General features: G+C 73.6%; 14 protein-coding genes. 9 read left to right on the top strand and 5 right to left on the bottom strand.

Translation table 11 applies throughout. The features are described 5' to 3' along the window. From I4I78_RS07415 to I4I78_RS07400, 4 genes are all read right to left on the bottom strand, one after another. Window positions 1-204, bottom strand: a 204-nt coding sequence (locus I4I78_RS07415) for a hypothetical protein (RefSeq protein ID WP_218610465.1), incomplete at its 3' end; no start/stop codon positions are given. Window positions 205-783: 579 nt separating this feature from the next. Continuing rightward, entirely contained in the window at window positions 784-1,431 is a 648-nt protein-coding gene (locus I4I78_RS07410; RefSeq protein ID WP_218610464.1) for a TetR family transcriptional regulator, read from the bottom strand. Beyond that, the gene (locus I4I78_RS07405) at window positions 1,428-3,416 is read right to left on the bottom strand and encodes an MFS transporter (RefSeq protein ID WP_218610470.1); all 1,989 of its coding nucleotides are present in this window, start codon (window positions 3,414-3,416) and stop codon (window positions 1,428-1,430) included. Before I4I78_RS07405 ends, I4I78_RS07410 begins: the two co-directional genes overlap by 4 nt. A 60-nt stretch (window positions 3,417-3,476) precedes the next feature. Continuing rightward, window positions 3,477-4,202 carry a TetR/AcrR family transcriptional regulator gene (locus I4I78_RS07400; protein WP_226379269.1) on the bottom strand — a complete coding sequence of 242 codons (726 nt, stop codon included), beginning with the start codon at window positions 4,200-4,202 and terminating at the stop codon, window positions 3,477-3,479. A gap of 184 nt (window positions 4,203-4,386) precedes the next feature. Between I4I78_RS07400 and I4I78_RS07395 the strand changes: the two genes are divergently transcribed. From I4I78_RS07395 to I4I78_RS07355, 9 genes are all read left to right on the top strand, one after another. Continuing rightward, entirely contained in the window at window positions 4,387-5,607 is a 1,221-nt protein-coding gene (locus I4I78_RS07395) for a cytochrome P450 (protein WP_218610462.1), read from the top strand. Beyond that, on the top strand, window positions 5,604-7,448 hold the full coding sequence (locus I4I78_RS07390; protein WP_308251960.1) for an NAD(P)/FAD-dependent oxidoreductase: 1,845 nt from the start codon (window positions 5,604-5,606) through the stop codon (window positions 7,446-7,448). The genes I4I78_RS07395 and I4I78_RS07390 overlap by 4 nt, the downstream gene beginning before the upstream one ends. A gap of 64 nt (window positions 7,449-7,512) precedes the next feature. After that, complete coding sequence (locus tag I4I78_RS07385) at window positions 7,513-8,451, top strand: MsnO8 family LLM class oxidoreductase (RefSeq protein ID WP_226379268.1); 939 nt, start codon at window positions 7,513-7,515, stop codon at window positions 8,449-8,451. Window positions 8,452-8,508: 57 nt separating this feature from the next. Then, complete coding sequence (locus tag I4I78_RS07380; RefSeq protein WP_218610460.1) at window positions 8,509-9,384, top strand: NAD(P)-dependent oxidoreductase; 876 nt, start codon at window positions 8,509-8,511, stop codon at window positions 9,382-9,384. A gap of 266 nt (window positions 9,385-9,650) precedes the next feature. After that, entirely contained in the window at window positions 9,651-10,859 is a 1,209-nt protein-coding gene (locus I4I78_RS07375; protein ID WP_308251959.1) for a DUF418 domain-containing protein, read from the top strand. 91 nt (window positions 10,860-10,950) lie between these two features. Beyond that, a complete protein-coding gene (locus tag I4I78_RS07370; protein ID WP_218610459.1) occupies window positions 10,951-11,685 on the top strand; it encodes a MerR family transcriptional regulator in 735 nt (244 codons plus the stop codon). Then, the gene (locus I4I78_RS07365; RefSeq protein ID WP_218610458.1) at window positions 11,682-12,920 is read left to right on the top strand and encodes a cytochrome P450; all 1,239 of its coding nucleotides are present in this window, start codon (window positions 11,682-11,684) and stop codon (window positions 12,918-12,920) included. Before I4I78_RS07370 ends, I4I78_RS07365 begins: the two co-directional genes overlap by 4 nt. Before the next feature lie 104 nt (window positions 12,921-13,024). Then, window positions 13,025-14,329 (top strand): cytochrome P450, encoded by a 1,305-nt coding sequence (locus I4I78_RS07360; RefSeq protein WP_218610457.1) that lies wholly within the window; start codon window positions 13,025-13,027, stop codon window positions 14,327-14,329. A 5-nt stretch (window positions 14,330-14,334) separates the two neighbouring features. Next, a complete protein-coding gene (locus I4I78_RS07355) occupies window positions 14,335-14,997 on the top strand; it encodes a TetR/AcrR family transcriptional regulator (RefSeq protein WP_218610456.1) in 663 nt (220 codons plus the stop codon). Window positions 14,998-15,036: 39 nt separating this feature from the next. On the opposite strand, the gene I4I78_RS07350 is transcribed toward I4I78_RS07355, so the two are convergent. After that, window positions 15,037-15,942, bottom strand: coding sequence for a pyridoxal-phosphate dependent enzyme (locus tag I4I78_RS07350; protein ID WP_218610455.1), 906 nt, complete (start codon window positions 15,940-15,942; stop codon window positions 15,037-15,039).

Below are 15,942 nucleotides of genomic sequence, written 5' to 3'. Positions count from 1 at the left end.
CGCCGAGGAGGTCAGCATGTTCCGGGCCCGCAGACAGACACCCGAACCGCCGTCGGTCCTCCGGGTACGCATGGTCACGTAGACGACCGCGGCGGCCGCGGCGGCCGCGGGAACGACCAGCATCGGCAGCGGCAGGAAGTAGGCGAAGGCGAGCAGCGCGAGCGGAAGCAGCGCGAACAGCAGCCCGCTACCGAGCACGGTCATCGCGAGCCGGCCCCAACACTCGCGCCGGCTCGCGTCCGGAGCACGAGAACGGGGCGGTTCGGGTGTCTGTCTGCGGGCCCGGAACATGCTGACCTCCTCGGCGCTGGGCAGGGTCGGGCACCAGGAGGTACCCGCCGGCGACGATCGGAAGCACCGGAGGCCGACACGGTCGGGTGGATTCGGCGGAGGTCAGTGCCAGAGCACCATGGTCAGCAGCATCGCCACGACGATGGCGCAGCCCAGGACGAGCAGGGCGATCCAGGCCGGGTCGACGGAGTGGACCTCGGGTTCCACGGTCGTCTCGCTGAGGTGGTGACGTCCGCTCGGGGCCGCCGGTTCCCGGGGAACCGGACGGTCGAGGATCGGTCCTGTGAGTTCGTCGGGATTCGCGTGCATGCCGATTCAACGGCGCGCAAGTGGCGGGGGCGACGCTCTTCCACCCGGTTGTGCACCACCGAAGATCAGCACCGCTGGGTGTAGCCGGAAACCGCCACGACAGGACACGGAAAGGCGCAGGGAACAGCCCGGTCGACGACCCACCGTGATCGGGACCGGCGGTGTTCTCCGGTCTGCACGGTCCTATCGGCGCGGCGGCGGGGTGGCCAGCCCCTCGGCGAGCTGGGCGAACGTGGCTTCGACGAGCTCGGCGAGCCGGGTCCCGTCGAGCTCGTCGGCCGGCGCGGCCAGCCAGCGCTGCACGACGACCCGCAGCCCCGCCATCGCCGTCGCGGCCACCAGGTCCGGGAAGAGCTCCTTCTCCGCGTCGGTGCCGGTCCGGGACGCGACGGCCGCGGAGAGCGCCCGTTCCTGCTCCGCGTAGGCCGCGAGCAGGTGCGGGAGCAGTGCCGGCGCACGGCGGATCGCGCGCATCTCCTCGACGCGGTCGCGGTCGCGGTAGGCGTCGCCGGTCACCACCAGCAGCGCCGCCTCCCGGAGCGAGTCGAGCAGCGGCTCGTCGGCGGGGAGGCCGGTGAAGGCCTCGACCAGCGACACGGTGGTGGCGAGGTCGCCCGCGGCGATCGCCTCCTCCTTGTTGGAGAAGTAGTTGAAGAACGTCCGGACCGCCACGTCGGCCTCGTCGGCGATCTGCTCGACGGTCACCCGGTCCACACCGTGCTCGACCGAGAGACGCAGTGCGGCCCCGCTCAACGCCGCCCGGGTCGCCAGCTTCTTGCGTTCCCGACGCCCGATGGCTTCGCCCTCCACGACGGCCGACACCACGGTCACACCGTCCAGCTCGAGGCGACCGCGTACTCCGGCACACCGAGGTCGACGTCCCGGCGCGCGCCGTCGGGCGGGACGTCGGTCCTGGTGACCACCGGCTGGTCGGCGCTGCGGCAGATCAGCATGAACGTGCCGGCCGGCACCATCGGCAGGTGGTAGTCGCCCCGGTCGTCGGTGACCGTGCGGTCGATCTGCCGGCCGCTGTGGTCGATGACGGTCATCTGCGCTCCCCCGACCCGCCGCCCGTCCCGGCGCACGGTCCCGAACAGCCCGGACGACACGGCCTCGTGGCGCCCCCCGCCGTCGAGCGGGCCGCCCTCGCGCCCGCCGTCGGGCCCAACACCGTCGGGCCCAACACCGTCGGACACGGCGGCGGACGGCCCCGGCCCGGGCTCCGGCTCGATGTCGATCGTGTTCCGCAACGGGACCTCGCGCATCGCCAGGATGGCGAGCAGCGCGATCAGGGCCAGCGGCGCGGCGAACAGGAACACGTGGGCGACCGACTCGCCGTAGGCGTTCTCGATCACCCCGCGGATCGGGGCCGGCAGCGTGGCCAGGTTCGGGATCGCGCCCCCGGACGAGCTCGTGGCCGACGCCGGGATGCCCAGCGCGGAGAGCCCGTCGGAGATCTTCGTGGTGACGGTGCCGCTGAGCACCGCGCCGAGGCCGGCGACCCCGGCGGCGCCACCGAGCGAGCGGAAGAAGGCCACCGTGGAGCTGGCCGAGCCCATGTCACGCATCGCGACGGTGTTCTGCACCGCGAGCACGAGGTTCTGCTGGGTCATGCCGACGCCGAGCCCGACGAACAGCATGAAGATCGCGAGCTGCCAGTACGGGATGGACGCCGAGAGGAACGCGGCCTCCAGCGTGAGCCCGATCGTCAGCAGCACGCCGCCGAGCACGAGGTAGCGCTTCCAGCGCCCGTACCGGCTGATGAGCTGCCCGACCACGGTCGAGGCGACCAGCAGCCCGCCGATCAGCGGCAGGGTCATCAGGCCGGCCGCGGTGGCGCTCGCGCCGCGGGCGAGCTGGAAGTACTGGCTCAGGAACACCGTCGAGCCGAACATCGCGACACCGACGAACAGGCTGCCGACGATGGCCAGCACGACCGTGCGCTGGCGGAACAGGTACAGCGGGATGATCGGTTCCTTGACCCGCGACTCCACGAACACGGCGAGCGCCAGCGCGACGACACCGCCGCCACCCCAGGCCAGCGACGTCCACGACACCCAGTCGAAGTTCTGCCCGCCCAGCGAGGTCCACAGCAGCAGGAACGACACGCCGGCCGCGATCAGGATCGCGCCGAGGTAGTCGATGTGCACCTCGCGCTTGATGGTCGGCACGGTCAGCGTCTTCTGCAGGACGACCAGCGCGACAGCGGCCAGCGGCACCGTCACGAAGAAGCACCAGCGCCAGCCGAGCGCCGAGTCCACGATCACGCCGCCGATCAGCGGCCCGCCGACCGTGGCCACGGCCATGATCGCGCCGAGGTAGCCGGAGTACCGGCCGCGCTCGCGCGGCGGGATGATCGCCGCGATGACGACCTGGGCCAGCGCCATCAGCCCGCCCATGCCGAGCCCCTGCAGCACCCGGAAGGCGATCAGCTCCGGCGTCGACGTCGAGATCCCGCAGAGCACCGAACCGGTGATGAACACCGTGATCGCGATCTGGACCAGGAGCTTCTTGCTGAACAGGTCGGCGAGCTTGCCCCAGATCGGCGTCGAGGCCGTCATCGCCAGCAGCGACGCGGTCACCACCCAGGTGTACTGCGCCTGGCTGCCGCCCAGGTCACCGAGGATCCGCGGGAGGGCGTTGGAGACGATCGTGCTGGACAGGATCGCCACGAACAGCGCCAGCAGCAGTCCGGACAGTGCCTGCAGCACGTGGACGCGGCTGGTGGGCGCGGAGTTGTCGGGTGAGGGGTGGGGCGCGGGGGCGTCGACCGCCGGCACGGCACGGGCCGTGGAGTCGGGCGCAGAAGCGGTCATGGTCACGACGAAGACCGTAGACCGATTACTGCAGAGCGTGCAACTTTGCCTGGTGTGCTATCAAGCACGCTGCGCAGACTCGTCGCCCCGTGCGGCGACGTCGATGCCGACCGAAGGGCGCCCGGTCGTCAGCGAGTCCCCGGCGACGCCGTGGGTGGCCGCGCGCAGGGCCTCGGCGAGACGGGCGGCCGGGTCGTCGCAGCGGGTGCCGTCGAGCAGCGCGGCGGCGAGGTCCTCGCTGGTGATCCGCAGTGCGCCGGCGATCGCCGCCGCCTGCACCCGCACGGCCAGCTCGTCCGGCGCACGGCCGAGGCGCTCGGCGACCAGCTCGGCCAGTGTCGCCTCCGCCCGCTCGTAGACGACCAGCCAGACCGCGCGCAGCGCCGGCTCGGACCGGGACAGCCCGATCACCACCAGGGCCGCCTCGGCGTCGGCGGCCGCCTCCGCGTCCCGGCCGGAACGCCCGACCAGGTGCTCGTCGAGCGTGCGGTCGGCGGGCCAGCGGCGCAGGTTGTCGACGAACGAGTCGAGGCTGCGCGTGAGGACCGGCTCCACGCACTCCTCCTTGGCGCGGAAGTAGCGCCACAGGGTCCGCGCGGACAGCCCGACCTCCTCGGCGATCCGCTCCCCGCTGGTACCCGCGACGCCATGCTCGCGGAACAGCCGGACCGCGGCCCGGGAGATCTCCAGCCGCAGCCGGGCGCGGCGCACCGGGCTCATCGGCCGTCGACCGGGCTGCGGGCGTTCGGGCCCGTCCAGGGTCGTCTCGGGTGCAGGCGCCGTCATGCTCGCTCCTGTCGGTCGATGAGGTCGTGCGGGGTGCGCTCAACCTACCCGCACCCGGTACGGCCCCGGTGAGATTGTTGTCATCTACTGCCTGATTGGCAGTATTTGCCATTATTGCGGTGGAGCGCTCGCCCCGGGTCGTCGCGACCGGCGAGCACACGCCACGACCGCCGGAGGACACACCGTGACCACCACCGAGACCCAGGGATGTCCCGTCGCCCGCAGCTACCCGCTGGGCGAGTCGACGGAGCTCGACTTCGCACCGGGCTACGCCGAGCTGCGCCGCGACGAGCCGCTGACCCGGGTCAGCCTGCCCTACGGACAGGAGGGCTGGCTGGTCACCCGCTACGACGACGTCCGCACCGTGATGTCCGACCCGCGGTTCAGCCGGGCCGCCGTCGTCGGGGCCGACGTGCCCCGGGCGCTCCCGGAGCGCCCGGGCCAGCCCGAGTCGATCATCAACATCGACCCGCCGGAGCACGGACGGCTGCGCCGCCTGGTCGCGTCGGCCTTCACCGCGCGCCGGGTCGAGAAGCTCCGCCCGCACGTGGAGGAGATCGCGCAGAAGCTGATCGACGACCTCGTCGCCGACGGCGGGCCTGCCGATCTCGTCTCCGCCGTGTCGATGCCGCTGCCGGTGGTCGTGATCTGCGAGATGCTCGGTGTGCCGCTGCAGGGCCGCGACACGTTCCGGGCCGGGGCGGACGCCGCGCTGTCCACCTCCGACGTCCCCGTCGAACGGCGCCAGCAGGCGTTCGCCGACCTGTACTCCTACATCGCGTCGCTGATCGCCGAGCGCCGTGAGCGTCCCGACGACTTCGGCGACGACCTGCTGGCCGCGCTGATCACCGCCCGCGACACCGACGGCGACCGGCTCTCCGAGCCGGAGATGGTCAACCTCGGGGTGGCGATCCTGATCGCCGGCCACGAGACCACCATGAACATGACCGGCAACATGGTCCACACGCTGCTTTCGGACCGCTCCCGGTGGGAGGCGCTGGTCGCCGACCCGGACGGGATCCCGGCCGCGGTCGAGGAGATGCTGCGGTTCACCCCGCTGGGCCGTCAGGCAGGCCTGCCGCGAATCGCGACCGAGGACATCGAGCTCACCGGCGGTACGGTGCGCGCCGGTGAGGCGGTGCTGGTCTCGACGAACGCCGCGAACCGCGACCCGGAGGTGTTCGACGACCCCGAGCAGCTGCGGCTGGGCCGGGAGCCCGGCCCGCACGTCGCGTTCGGCTTCGGCCCGCACTTCTGCCTCGGCGCCTCGCTCGCCCGGATGGAGCTGCAGACCGTGCTGCGCGCGCTGGTGACCCGCCTGCCCTCACTCGACGTCGGCGGCGAGCTCGAGTGGCGCACCACCTCGCTGGTCCGCGGTCTGGCCCGTTTCCCGGTGACCTGGTGACCCGCTCGCCCGCCCGGACCAGCGGCGACACCCCCACCGCGGCGGACATGGACCGGCTGCGCGAGCGCTACCGCGCCGAGCGGGACCGCCGCATCCGCCCGGACGGCTCCGGCCAGTACCAGGCGACCACCGGCGAGTTCGGCTTCTACGCCGACGACCCGTGGTCCGGCCGGGACGACACCCGCGAGGCGGTGACCGACCACGTCGACGCCCTCGTCGTCGGCGGCGGGTTCGGCGGGCTGGTCGCCGCCGCCCGCCTGCGCGACGCCGGCCTGGACCGCATCCGGGTCGTCGACACCGGGGGCGACCTGGGCGGCACCTGGTACTGGAACCGCTACCCGGGCATCGCCTGCGACATCGAGTCGTCGATCTACCTGCCGATGCTCGAGGAGATCGGCACCGTTCCCAGCCGCAGGTACCCACCGGGTGAGGAGATCCGCGGGCACGCCCGCGCCATCGGGGAGCGCTTCGACCTCTACCGCGACGCGCTGCTGGGCACCGAGGTCACCTCCCTGCGGTGGGAGGAGCGGCCCGGCGACGACGGCGGGGACGGCGGCGGGGACGGCGCGGCCGGGCACTGGCGCGCGGGCACCGACCGCGGCGACGACTTCACCGCGCGCTACGTCGTCATCTCCTCCGGGCCGTTCAACCGGCCCAAGCTGCCCGGCATCCCGGGCATCGCCGACTTCGCCGGGCACACGTTCCACACCAGCCGCTGGGACTTCGGCTGGACCGGCGGCGACGCGACCGGCGGACTGGACCGGATCGGCGACAAGCGGATCGCGGTGATCGGCACCGGCGCGACGGCCATCCAGTGCGTGCCGCACCTCGCCGAGGGCGCCGCGCACCTCTACGTGGTGCAGCGGACGCCGTCCTCGGTCGACACCCGCGACGACGAGCCCTACGACGAGCGGTGGTGGGCCTCGCTGGAGCCGGGCTGGCAGCGCCGCCGCCGCGAGGACTTCCTGCACCTGATGAACATGCTGCCCCCCACCCATGGCGGCGACGGCGTCTGCGACAAGTGGACCGACACCGCCCCGATCCGCGGGGTGGCGCGCTACGCCCGCACCCGCGGCACCGAGACCCTGGCGCAAGCCCTGGAGATCGCCGACGCGGAGAAGATGGACGAGATCCGGGCCCGGGTCGACGAGATCGTCGACGATCCGGCCACCGCGGCCGCCCTGAAGCCCTGGTACCGGCAGATGTGCAAGCGCCCGACGTTCAGCGACCGCTACCTGCAGACGTTCAACCGGGAGAACGTGACGCTGGTCGACACCGCGGGACAGGGCGTCGAGCGGATCACCGCGGGCGGCCTGGTGGTCCAGGGCACCGAGTACCCGGTGGACGCGATCGTGTTCGCCACCGGCTTCGAGCTCGGCGCCGACCCGGCCACCCGCGCCGGGGCCGACATCCGCGGGAGGGGCGGGCTCACGCTCGCCGAGAAGTGGTCGGACGGGCTGAGCACCCTGCACGGCTGGGTCAGCCGCGGGTTCCCGAACCTGTTCCACGTCGGCGCCGGGCAGAACTCGGCGTCGGTGAACTTCGCGCACGTGCTCGAGGAGCAGGCCACCCACATCGCCGCGGTCGTCACCGAGGCGGAGAAGCGCGGGATCGACGCGATCGAGCCGACCCGCGACGGCGAGGAGGCCTGGGTGGCCACGATCCGCGAGCGGGCGGTGGACCAGCACGGGTTCCTGGCCGAGTGCACGCCGGGCTACTACAACTTCGAGGGCAGGCCGCGGCGGCGCAACGAGCAGTTCGGCGGCGGTCCCGTCGAGTTCCACCGGATCCTGCGGGAGTTCCGCGACGGCGACATGAACGACGTGCTCGGCGGCGGATGAGCACCCGCCCTGCGGGGCGAATACCGCGGGCGCCCGGGCCGTTGCACGAGATGTGCGCCTCTCGTTGCTCGACCGCTCGCGGACCCGTTCCGGTGAGCCCGACTCCGCTGCCCTGCACCACACCCTGGAGCGGGCGCGGCGGGCCGAGCGGCTCGGGTACCACCGGTTCTGGGTCGCCGAGCACCACGCCGTGCCGGGCATCGCGAGCGGCAGCCCGCCGGTCCTGATGGCGGCCGTGGCCGGGGCCACCGAACGGGTCCGGGTGGGCTCCGGCGGGATCATGCTGCCCAACCACCAGCCACTGGTCGTCGCCGAGCAGCTGGCGATGCTGTCCGCGCTGTACCCGGGCCGGATCGACGCCGGCATCGGACGCACCCCGGGCTTCACCGAACCGGTCCGCCGGGCTCTGCGCTCCGGCGGCGCCGACGACGCGCGGTTCGGCGCCGACCTCGACGAGCTGCGCGGCTATCTCGACGGCACGGCCGCGGTCACCGTCCGTCCGCGGATCGACCGGTCCGTCCCGCTCTACCTGCTGGCCACCGGGGCGGGGCTGGCCGTGGCCGGGGACCGAGGCCTTCCGGTCGTGGTCGGCGGGCCGGTGCTCGACGACCGGGCGGCACTGCAGGACTACCGGAACCGGGCTGGCCCGGACGCCCACCTCGTCGTCTCGGCCGACGTGCTGATCGGGGACCCGGACCTCGCACTGTCCGAGGCGTGGGCGCTGGCCGCCGCCCGCACGACCGGGGAGTTCCCGCCGCTGGAGCCCCCCGACCCACACCGGCGCATGACCGAGCGGCAGCGCCGCGACCTGGACCGGGCCCTGTCCCGGACCATCGCAGGCGACGAGGACACCGTCGCCGAGCGACTCGACGCGCTGGTGGAGCGCACGGGGGCCGACGAGCTGCTGGTCACGTCGTCGACCTGGGACGTCGACGCCCTGGCCGAGTCCGACGCCCGCCTGGCCGCGGTCCTGTCCGGCATCACCGGGCACGTTCCCGCCTGAGCCCCCTCCCGCATCGGCCGGTCGTTTCCGACGATCACATCGGGGAACCCGGACCGCATGAGGCTTCTCGTCACCGGAGCACTGGGCAAGGTCGGCCGCGCCACCGTGGCGGCCGCGCAGCAGGCCGGCCACGACGTCACCGCGACCGACCAGGGGCCGCCGTCCTACGGCCCGACCGACCCGTCGGCCGCGCCCTACCTGCGCGCCGACCTCACCGACTTCGGCCAGACCGTCGACCTGGTCGGGCGCGTGCGCCCGGACGCCGTCGTGCACACCGCCGGCATCCCGGAGCCGTTCCAGGACACCGAGGTCGCGATCTTCGACACGAACGTCCCGGCGCTGTTCCATGTCACCGAGGCGGTCCGGACCGTCGGCGTGCCGCGGCTGGTATCGATGTCCAGCGAGACCGCGCCCGGCTACATGACCGGCGATCCCGTCCTGCTGCCCGACTACCTGCCCGTCGACGAGGACCACCCGCTGCGCCCGCGCGAGGCCTACGCGCTGTCCAAGGTGCTCGGCGAGCACATGCTCGACGCGCTGGTACGCCGCCGGGACAACGCCGCGCCGGTCACCGCGGTCTCGATCCGCCCGTCCCTGGTGACCACCGGGGAGATGTACGGCGGCTTCATCGAGCGGACCCGCGAGGCGGAGCTCGCGCCGTCGTTCAACCAGTGGACGTTCGTCGACGCCGACGACCTCGGCGACCTGGCCCTGCGCGCGGCCACCGCGGACACCCCGGGGCACGAGGTCGTCTACGCCGCGCAGCCGGACAACCTGCGCGGCGAGCCCCTGGCCGACCTGGTCGCCAGGGCCTACGGCGACGACGCCCCGCCGGTCCGCGACCTGGAGCGCCCGGACGCAGGGGCCATCAGTGTCGCCAAGGCGCGCCGCCTGTTCGGCTGGGAGCCGCGCGCGGGGCTCGCCGCCCGCTGAACGGCGTCCGTCAGTCCGCGGGGTCGTCGGGCGGGTCGGCACCGAGGTCGCGGGCGGCCCGGGGGCGGTCGTAGCCACGCGCCTCGGCCCACGCCTTGAGCGCGCGAACGGGTGGTCCACCGTCGCCGATCGCGGCTTGAGTGTGCCCCGACGACACAGTTTCCACTGGGGAACGTCCGCCGCTGAGAGGAACCGTTCCCGTGTCCAGTACCACCCCCACCCGCTCTCGAACGGGCTCCGGCCCGCCCACCGCGAGTCCGACGCCCGTGGCCGAGCGGACGCTCGCCCCGGACCTCGCCCGCGGGACGATGCTGCTGCTCATCGCGCTGGCGCACGTTCCATGGTTCCTGTTCACCTCCGACATCGGCGTCACGCTGATGCATCCCGCGGACGGCGGCGTCGCCGACCGGGTCGCGCAGACGGTCACGATCGTCGCGGTGGACGGGCGTACGCACACGATGTTCGCGTTCCTGTTCGCCTACGGGATCGGCCAGATGTACTCCCGCCAGGTCGCGGGCGGCACCTCGGTACGCGACGCGCGACGGCTCCTGCGCACCCGGCACTGGTGGCTGCTCGGCCTCGGCCTGGCCCACGCCGCGCTGCTCTGGCAGGGCGACATCCTCGGCACGTACGGCCTGATGGGGCTGGTCCTGGTGCCGTTGTTCCTGAACCGCAGCGACCGCGTCCTGAAGGTCTGGATCGGCGTCCTGCTCGGTGTCGGTGCGCTGTTCTCCGTCGCCACCGCGGCGCTCGGACAGCTCGCGCCCGCCGGGGCGTTGCCACCGAACCCGCAGCAGCTCACGGTCGCCACCGAGAGCTACCTCGCCTCGATACCGCTGCGCCTGGTGATGTGGGCGCCCACGGTGGTCTCCGCCTTCGCCACCGTCGTCCTGCCGGCCGCGTTCCTGCTCGGCATCCTGGCCGCCCGGCACCGCGTGCTCGAGCAGCCGGCCCGGTACCTGACCCTGCTGCGCCGCACCGCGGTCGTCGGCATCGCGATCGGCTGGAGCGCAGGCCTCGTCCAGGGGCTCGCGCACGTCGGTGCACTCGACCTGCCGAACCCGGCCGCATTCGGCTCGGTGCACATCTACACCGGGTTCTTCGCCGGGATCGGCTACGCCGCGCTGTTCGGTCTCGTGGCGCACCGGATCGCGGCGCGCCTCGCGCAGGCTCCCGGTGGGCGGGCGAGGCCACCGTTGCCCGCGCGCGCCCTGCTGGCGCTGGGACGGCGGTCGCTGAGCGGCTACCTGGCCCAGTCGGTGATCTTCGTGCCGCTGCTCGCGGCGTGGGGGCTGGCGTTCGGCGCCCACCTGTCGAGCTGGTCGGTGATGCTGGTCGCCGTCGCGAGCTGGCTGCTCACCGTCGTCCTGGCGTACGTGCTCGACCGCGCCGGTGTCCGCGGGCCCGCGGAGACGCTGCTGCGCACGCTGACCTACCGGTCCGTGCGGCGTCGGCGGCAGACGAGCGATGCGTGACGCAGGTCACTCCCACGTCCGAACACCGGCCTTGACCATGCCGCGACGGCACGGTGTGCACTGACCGCTCCGCAGAGGAGAGGGGACGCCCGTGGCCTGGAGTACCCGCGAGATCGCCGAGCTCGCCGGCACGAGCCTGCGCGCCGTGCGGCACTACCACGATGTCGGACTGCTCAGCGAGCCGCAGCGACGCGCCAACGGCTACAAGCAGTACGGCGTCGCCCACCTGGTCCGGGTGCTGCGCATCAAGCGCCTCACCGACCTCGGGTTCTCCCTGGAACAGATCGCCGCCATGGGCGACGCCGACCACCACCCGGAGGACGCCTTGCGCACCCTCGACGCCGAGCTCGCCACCACCATCGAACGCCTCCAGCGGGCCCGCGTCGAGCTCGGGCTCATCCTGCACCAGGCCCGGCCCACGGACCTGCCCGCCGAGTTCGCCCCGGCCACCGCCACCGAGATGTCGGACGCCGACCGCTCACTGGTGACGGTCATGACCCGCGTGCTGGGCCCCCGAAGCCTGCAGGCATACGCCGACATGCTGCAGCACTCGCCGTCCGAGCCGGTGGACGACGAGTTCGACCACCTGCCCGCCGACGCCGACGAGCAGACCCGCAGCGACGTCGCCGAACGCATGGCCCCCTACGTCCGGCAGCTCTACACCGACCACCCGGGCCTGCAGGAACCGCACACCGACGCCCCGCGCGGCGCGCAGTTCGTCCGGCGCACGGTCGGCACGGCGATGCAGGAGCTCTACAACCCCGCCCAGCTCGACGTCATGAAGCGCGTCGGCGAGCTGATCCGCCCGGAGGAGGAGGAGAAATGAGCACGACCACGACACCCGACGACGGCGTCACGGCGGCGGCACCGGGCTCCACCGGATGCCCGGTCACCGACTTCGGACGGCTCCGGGAGACGGGTCCGGTCGTGGACGTTCCCGGGATCGGCACCCGGGGCGCCCACATGGTCACCCGGCACGACGACGTGCGCGCCATGCTGACCGACCCGCGGTTCCGCTCGGACGCCGGGTCGGTCGACGGCGCGGAGAACGCCGTCTCGGCCCTGTTCGCGCAGATCGGGATCCCGCCCGACCTGGACTTCCTGGGCGCCAACCTGCTGACCCGCGACGGCGCCGACCACACGCGGCTGCGCAAGCTCGTGTCCCGCGCCTTCACCGTGCGGCGGGTGAACGACCTGCGACCGCGGGTCGAGACGATCACCGACGGACTGCTCGACGACGTCGCCGCCGCTGCGGCGGGTGGCCGCGCGGTCGACCTCGTGGCTGCGTTCTCCTACCCGCTGCCCATCGCCGTGATCTGCGAGTTGGTGGGGGTGCCGGAGGACATGCGTCCCGCGTGGCGGGAGCTGGGAAGGCTCATGGTCGCCCCGGAGCCGGAGCGGATGCCCGAGGCGGCACGGGCGGTCGTGGCCCAGGTGCGGCAGCTGATCTCCGAGCGGCGCGCCGAGCCCGCCGACGACCTCGTCACCGCGCTGGTCCGGGTCCACTCCGACGACGGCGACCGCCTGACCGAGCGCGAGATGACCACTCTGGTCTTCGACCTCGTCACGGCCGGGTTCGAGACGACCGCGCACCTGATCTCCAAGGCGACCCTGGCCCTGCTGACCAGGCCGGACCAGGTCGCGGCGCTGCGGTCGGACCCGGAGCTCTGGCCCCGGGCGGTGCACGAGCTGGTGCGCACCTGCGGCCCGATCCCGACCAGCCTGCCCCGCTACGCCGCGGCGGACGTGCGGGTCGGTGACGTCACCGTCGCCGAGGGGTCCACCGTGATGGCCGGGCTGTTGACCGCGAACTTCGACCCCCGCGTCCGCGACCGGCCCGAGGACCTCGACGTCCGGCGGGACACCGGCCGCGGCGAGGGGCACCTCGGGTTCGGCCAGGGCGCCCACTACTGCCTCGGTGCGGCGCTCGCCCGGCAGGAGACCGAGGTCGCGCTGCGGGCCCTGTTCGATCGCTTCGACGACCTACGGCTCGCGGAACCGGACGAGGAGCCCTCGCAGCTGGGCTTCGCCCGGCTGACCGAGCTGCAGATCCGGGTGTAGTCGACGCGGCCGGTGAAAGTGGCTGCACGTCGTGCAACGAGTGTGGGTAGCGTCGGTGCGGACCGCTCCCCCACCACACGGCCACCCGCCGGCTTGGAGTCCGAATGAGCACCGACGCGACACCGGACGCGACCGCCCCCGAGAGCTCGCCGACGGCGCTGCGCAGCCTGGTCCCCACCGATCTGCTGGAGCGGCCGTCGGGTTGCCCGTTCGACCCCGCGCCCGGCCTGGCCGCCCGCCGCGGCGGCGGCGCGGTGCAGCCGCTGGAGCTGCTCAACGGGGCCCGCGCGTTCCTGGTCACCGGGTTCGACGAGGCCCGGGAGGTCCTCGCCGACGCCCGGTTCAGCAACGACCGCGTCCGGTACCGGGACGCCACGCAGCTGCAGCCGCACGAGGTCGCGGAGATGGCGGCCGCCGCCGAGCGCGGTGAACCGGTCCGCCCGGCCGCGGTCGACCGGACCGACGGCATGTTCATCTTCATGGACCCGCCCGAGCACACCCGGATCCGGCGGCTGCTGCAGGGCCAGTTCACCGTCCGCCGGATGCGGGCGCTGGAGTCGCGGATGACCGAGATCGCCGGCGAGCACATCGACGCGATGCTCGCCGCGGGCCCCGGCGCCGACCTGGTCCCCGCCTACGCGCTGCCGCTGCCGTCGCAGATGATCTGCGAGCTGCTCGGCGTCGACTACGACGACCGCGCCACCTTCCAGGACAACACCACCACGATGCTGAGCAGCCGCTCCTCCGACGCCGAGCGGGCCCGGGCCGGCGGGGAGCTGTACGCCTTCATCGCGGCGCTGGTCGCCGGCAAACGCGCACGTCCCGCGGACGACCTGCTCTCCGGGCTCGTGCACGACGCCGAGCAGCCGCTGACCGACGCGCAGCTGATCGACGTCGCCCTGGTGCTGCTCGGCGCCGGGCACGAGACCACGGCGAACATGCTCGCGCTGGGCACCTACGCGCTGCTGCAGAACCCGGAGCAGCTGGCCGCGCTGCGCGAGAACCCGGCCCTGATCGACGACGCCGTCGAGGAGCTGCTGCGCTACCTGAGCATCATCCAGCTCGGCGTCAGCCGGATCGCCACCGAGACCGTGACGGTCGGTGGCGTGCAGATCCCGGCCGGGGCGACCGTCGTCGTCGGGACCCCGGAGACCAACCGCGACGACCGCAGGCTGTCCGCGCCGGACGCGTTGGACCTGCACCGCGGCCGTTCCCCGCACCTGGCCTTCGGCCACGGGGTGCACCAGTGCATCGGGCAGCAGCTCGCCCGGGTGGAGATGACGGTCGGGTTCGGCCTGCTGTTCTCCCGGATCCCCGACCTGCGGCTGGCCGTCCCGGCCGAGCAGGTCCCGCTGCGCAACGACATGCTGATCTTCGGCGTGCACTCGCTGCCGGTGACCTGGGGGTGAGCCAGGTGCCTGCGGGTGAGGGTCCCGGCCTGCGTGAGCTCAAGAAGCTCGCGACCCGGGAGGCGGTCCGCGCCGCCGCCGTCCGCCTGGCGGTGCGGGACGGGATCGAGAACGTGACCGTCGAGCGGATCGCGGAGGCGGCGGAGGTCTCGCTGCGCACGTTCTTCAACCACTTCTCCAGCAAGGAGGACGCGGTGTTCGCCGCGGCCGAGTCCCGCGCCGCCGAGCTCGTCGCGGAGTTCCGCCGCCGCCCCGGCGGGGAGTCGCCGCTGCAGGCCCTGCGGGAGGCGGCGATGGTCGTGCTGGACCGCGACGACGCGCTGGGCCGCGACCACCTCGCGGCGCTGCGGCTGCTGCGCCGGGCCCCGTCCCTGCTGGCCCGGCAGATGGTGGTGCTCACCGAGCAGGAGGACGCGCTGGCCGCGGCCGCCGCCGAGCGGTTCGGCACCGCCGCCGCCGAGCGGTTCGGCACCGCCGCCGCCGAGCGGCTCGGCACCGACGACGGCCGTTTCCCGCAGCTCTGGGCCGCGGTCGTGCTCGCCGCGCTGCGGATCGCGCTGGACCGCTGGCTCGCCGAGTCGACCGCCGCCCCGGACCCCGGCCGGCTCCGGGCCGAGATCGACGACGCGCTCACCCACCTCGCCGGTGGCCTCGACCCGCGGACCTGAGCTCCCGACCTTCAACGGCCCGGCCCGGGACGGTCGCCCTCACCGCCCGCTGAGCAGGACGACCTGGCTCCCGGTGACCGGACCGGTCCTGGCGTGCGCCAGGAGCCCGGCGAGCGCGGCCGACCCGGCCGGGGTGGGGTGGGCCCCGTACCGCGCCAGCAGCGCCCGGGCGGCGAGCAGCTCGTCGTCGGCGGCGGCGTGCACGGCGCCTCGCGACTCGGCGACCGCGGCCAGCGCGTCCGGCCCGTGCAGGGAGTGCCAGTTCACCAGCGGCTCGTTGTGCTCGGTCGTGACGACACCGTGGCTCGGCAGCATCCGGTACGGGCCGGGCCAGCTCGTCACGATCGGGTTGTTGCCCGGGGACCCGACGCCGTGCAGGGACACCGGCCATCCCAGCGCGCGGGCCTGCCGGTGGGCCGCGACGACGGTGGTCCCGTTCCCGACCGGGATCCACAGTGCGGCCGGCGCGCCGCCGAGCGCCGAGCGCAACGCGCGGACGACGTGGCCGTGTCCCTCCAGCACGACGTCCTTGTAGGGGCCGTCGACGTTGCCGTCGACCGCCCCGTCGGCGTGGGCCAGGCGACGGGACTCGTCGACCGCGTCCTCGTAGCCACCGCGAACGAGGTGCACGTCGGACCCGGCTGCCCCGGCGAACGCGCCACCGTCGCTCCAGCCGGCCGGCAGCACGACGGTGCACCGCAGGCCGGCCGCCGCGCACGCGGTCGCCATCGCCCGCCCGTAGCTGCCGCAGGACCCGACGACGACCCGCTCGTGACCGTCGGCGATGGCGCGGGCCACCAGCGCGCGGGCGGCGGGCTCCTTGTGGCTGCCGGAGGCGTAGCGGGTCTCGTCCTTGAGGAACACCCGGACTCCGGGCAGGAGGTCGTCCACGGTGATCGTCGGGGTCGTGTACGGCTCGGTGGGTGCGGTGCTGGTCTGCGGCAT

It is taken from the genome of Pseudonocardia sp. KRD291, assembly GCF_019263595.1.
In the GTDB taxonomy this organism is placed as follows: domain Bacteria; phylum Actinomycetota; class Actinomycetes; order Mycobacteriales; family Pseudonocardiaceae; genus Pseudonocardia.
This window is presented reverse-complemented; position numbering and strand designations above follow the sequence as displayed.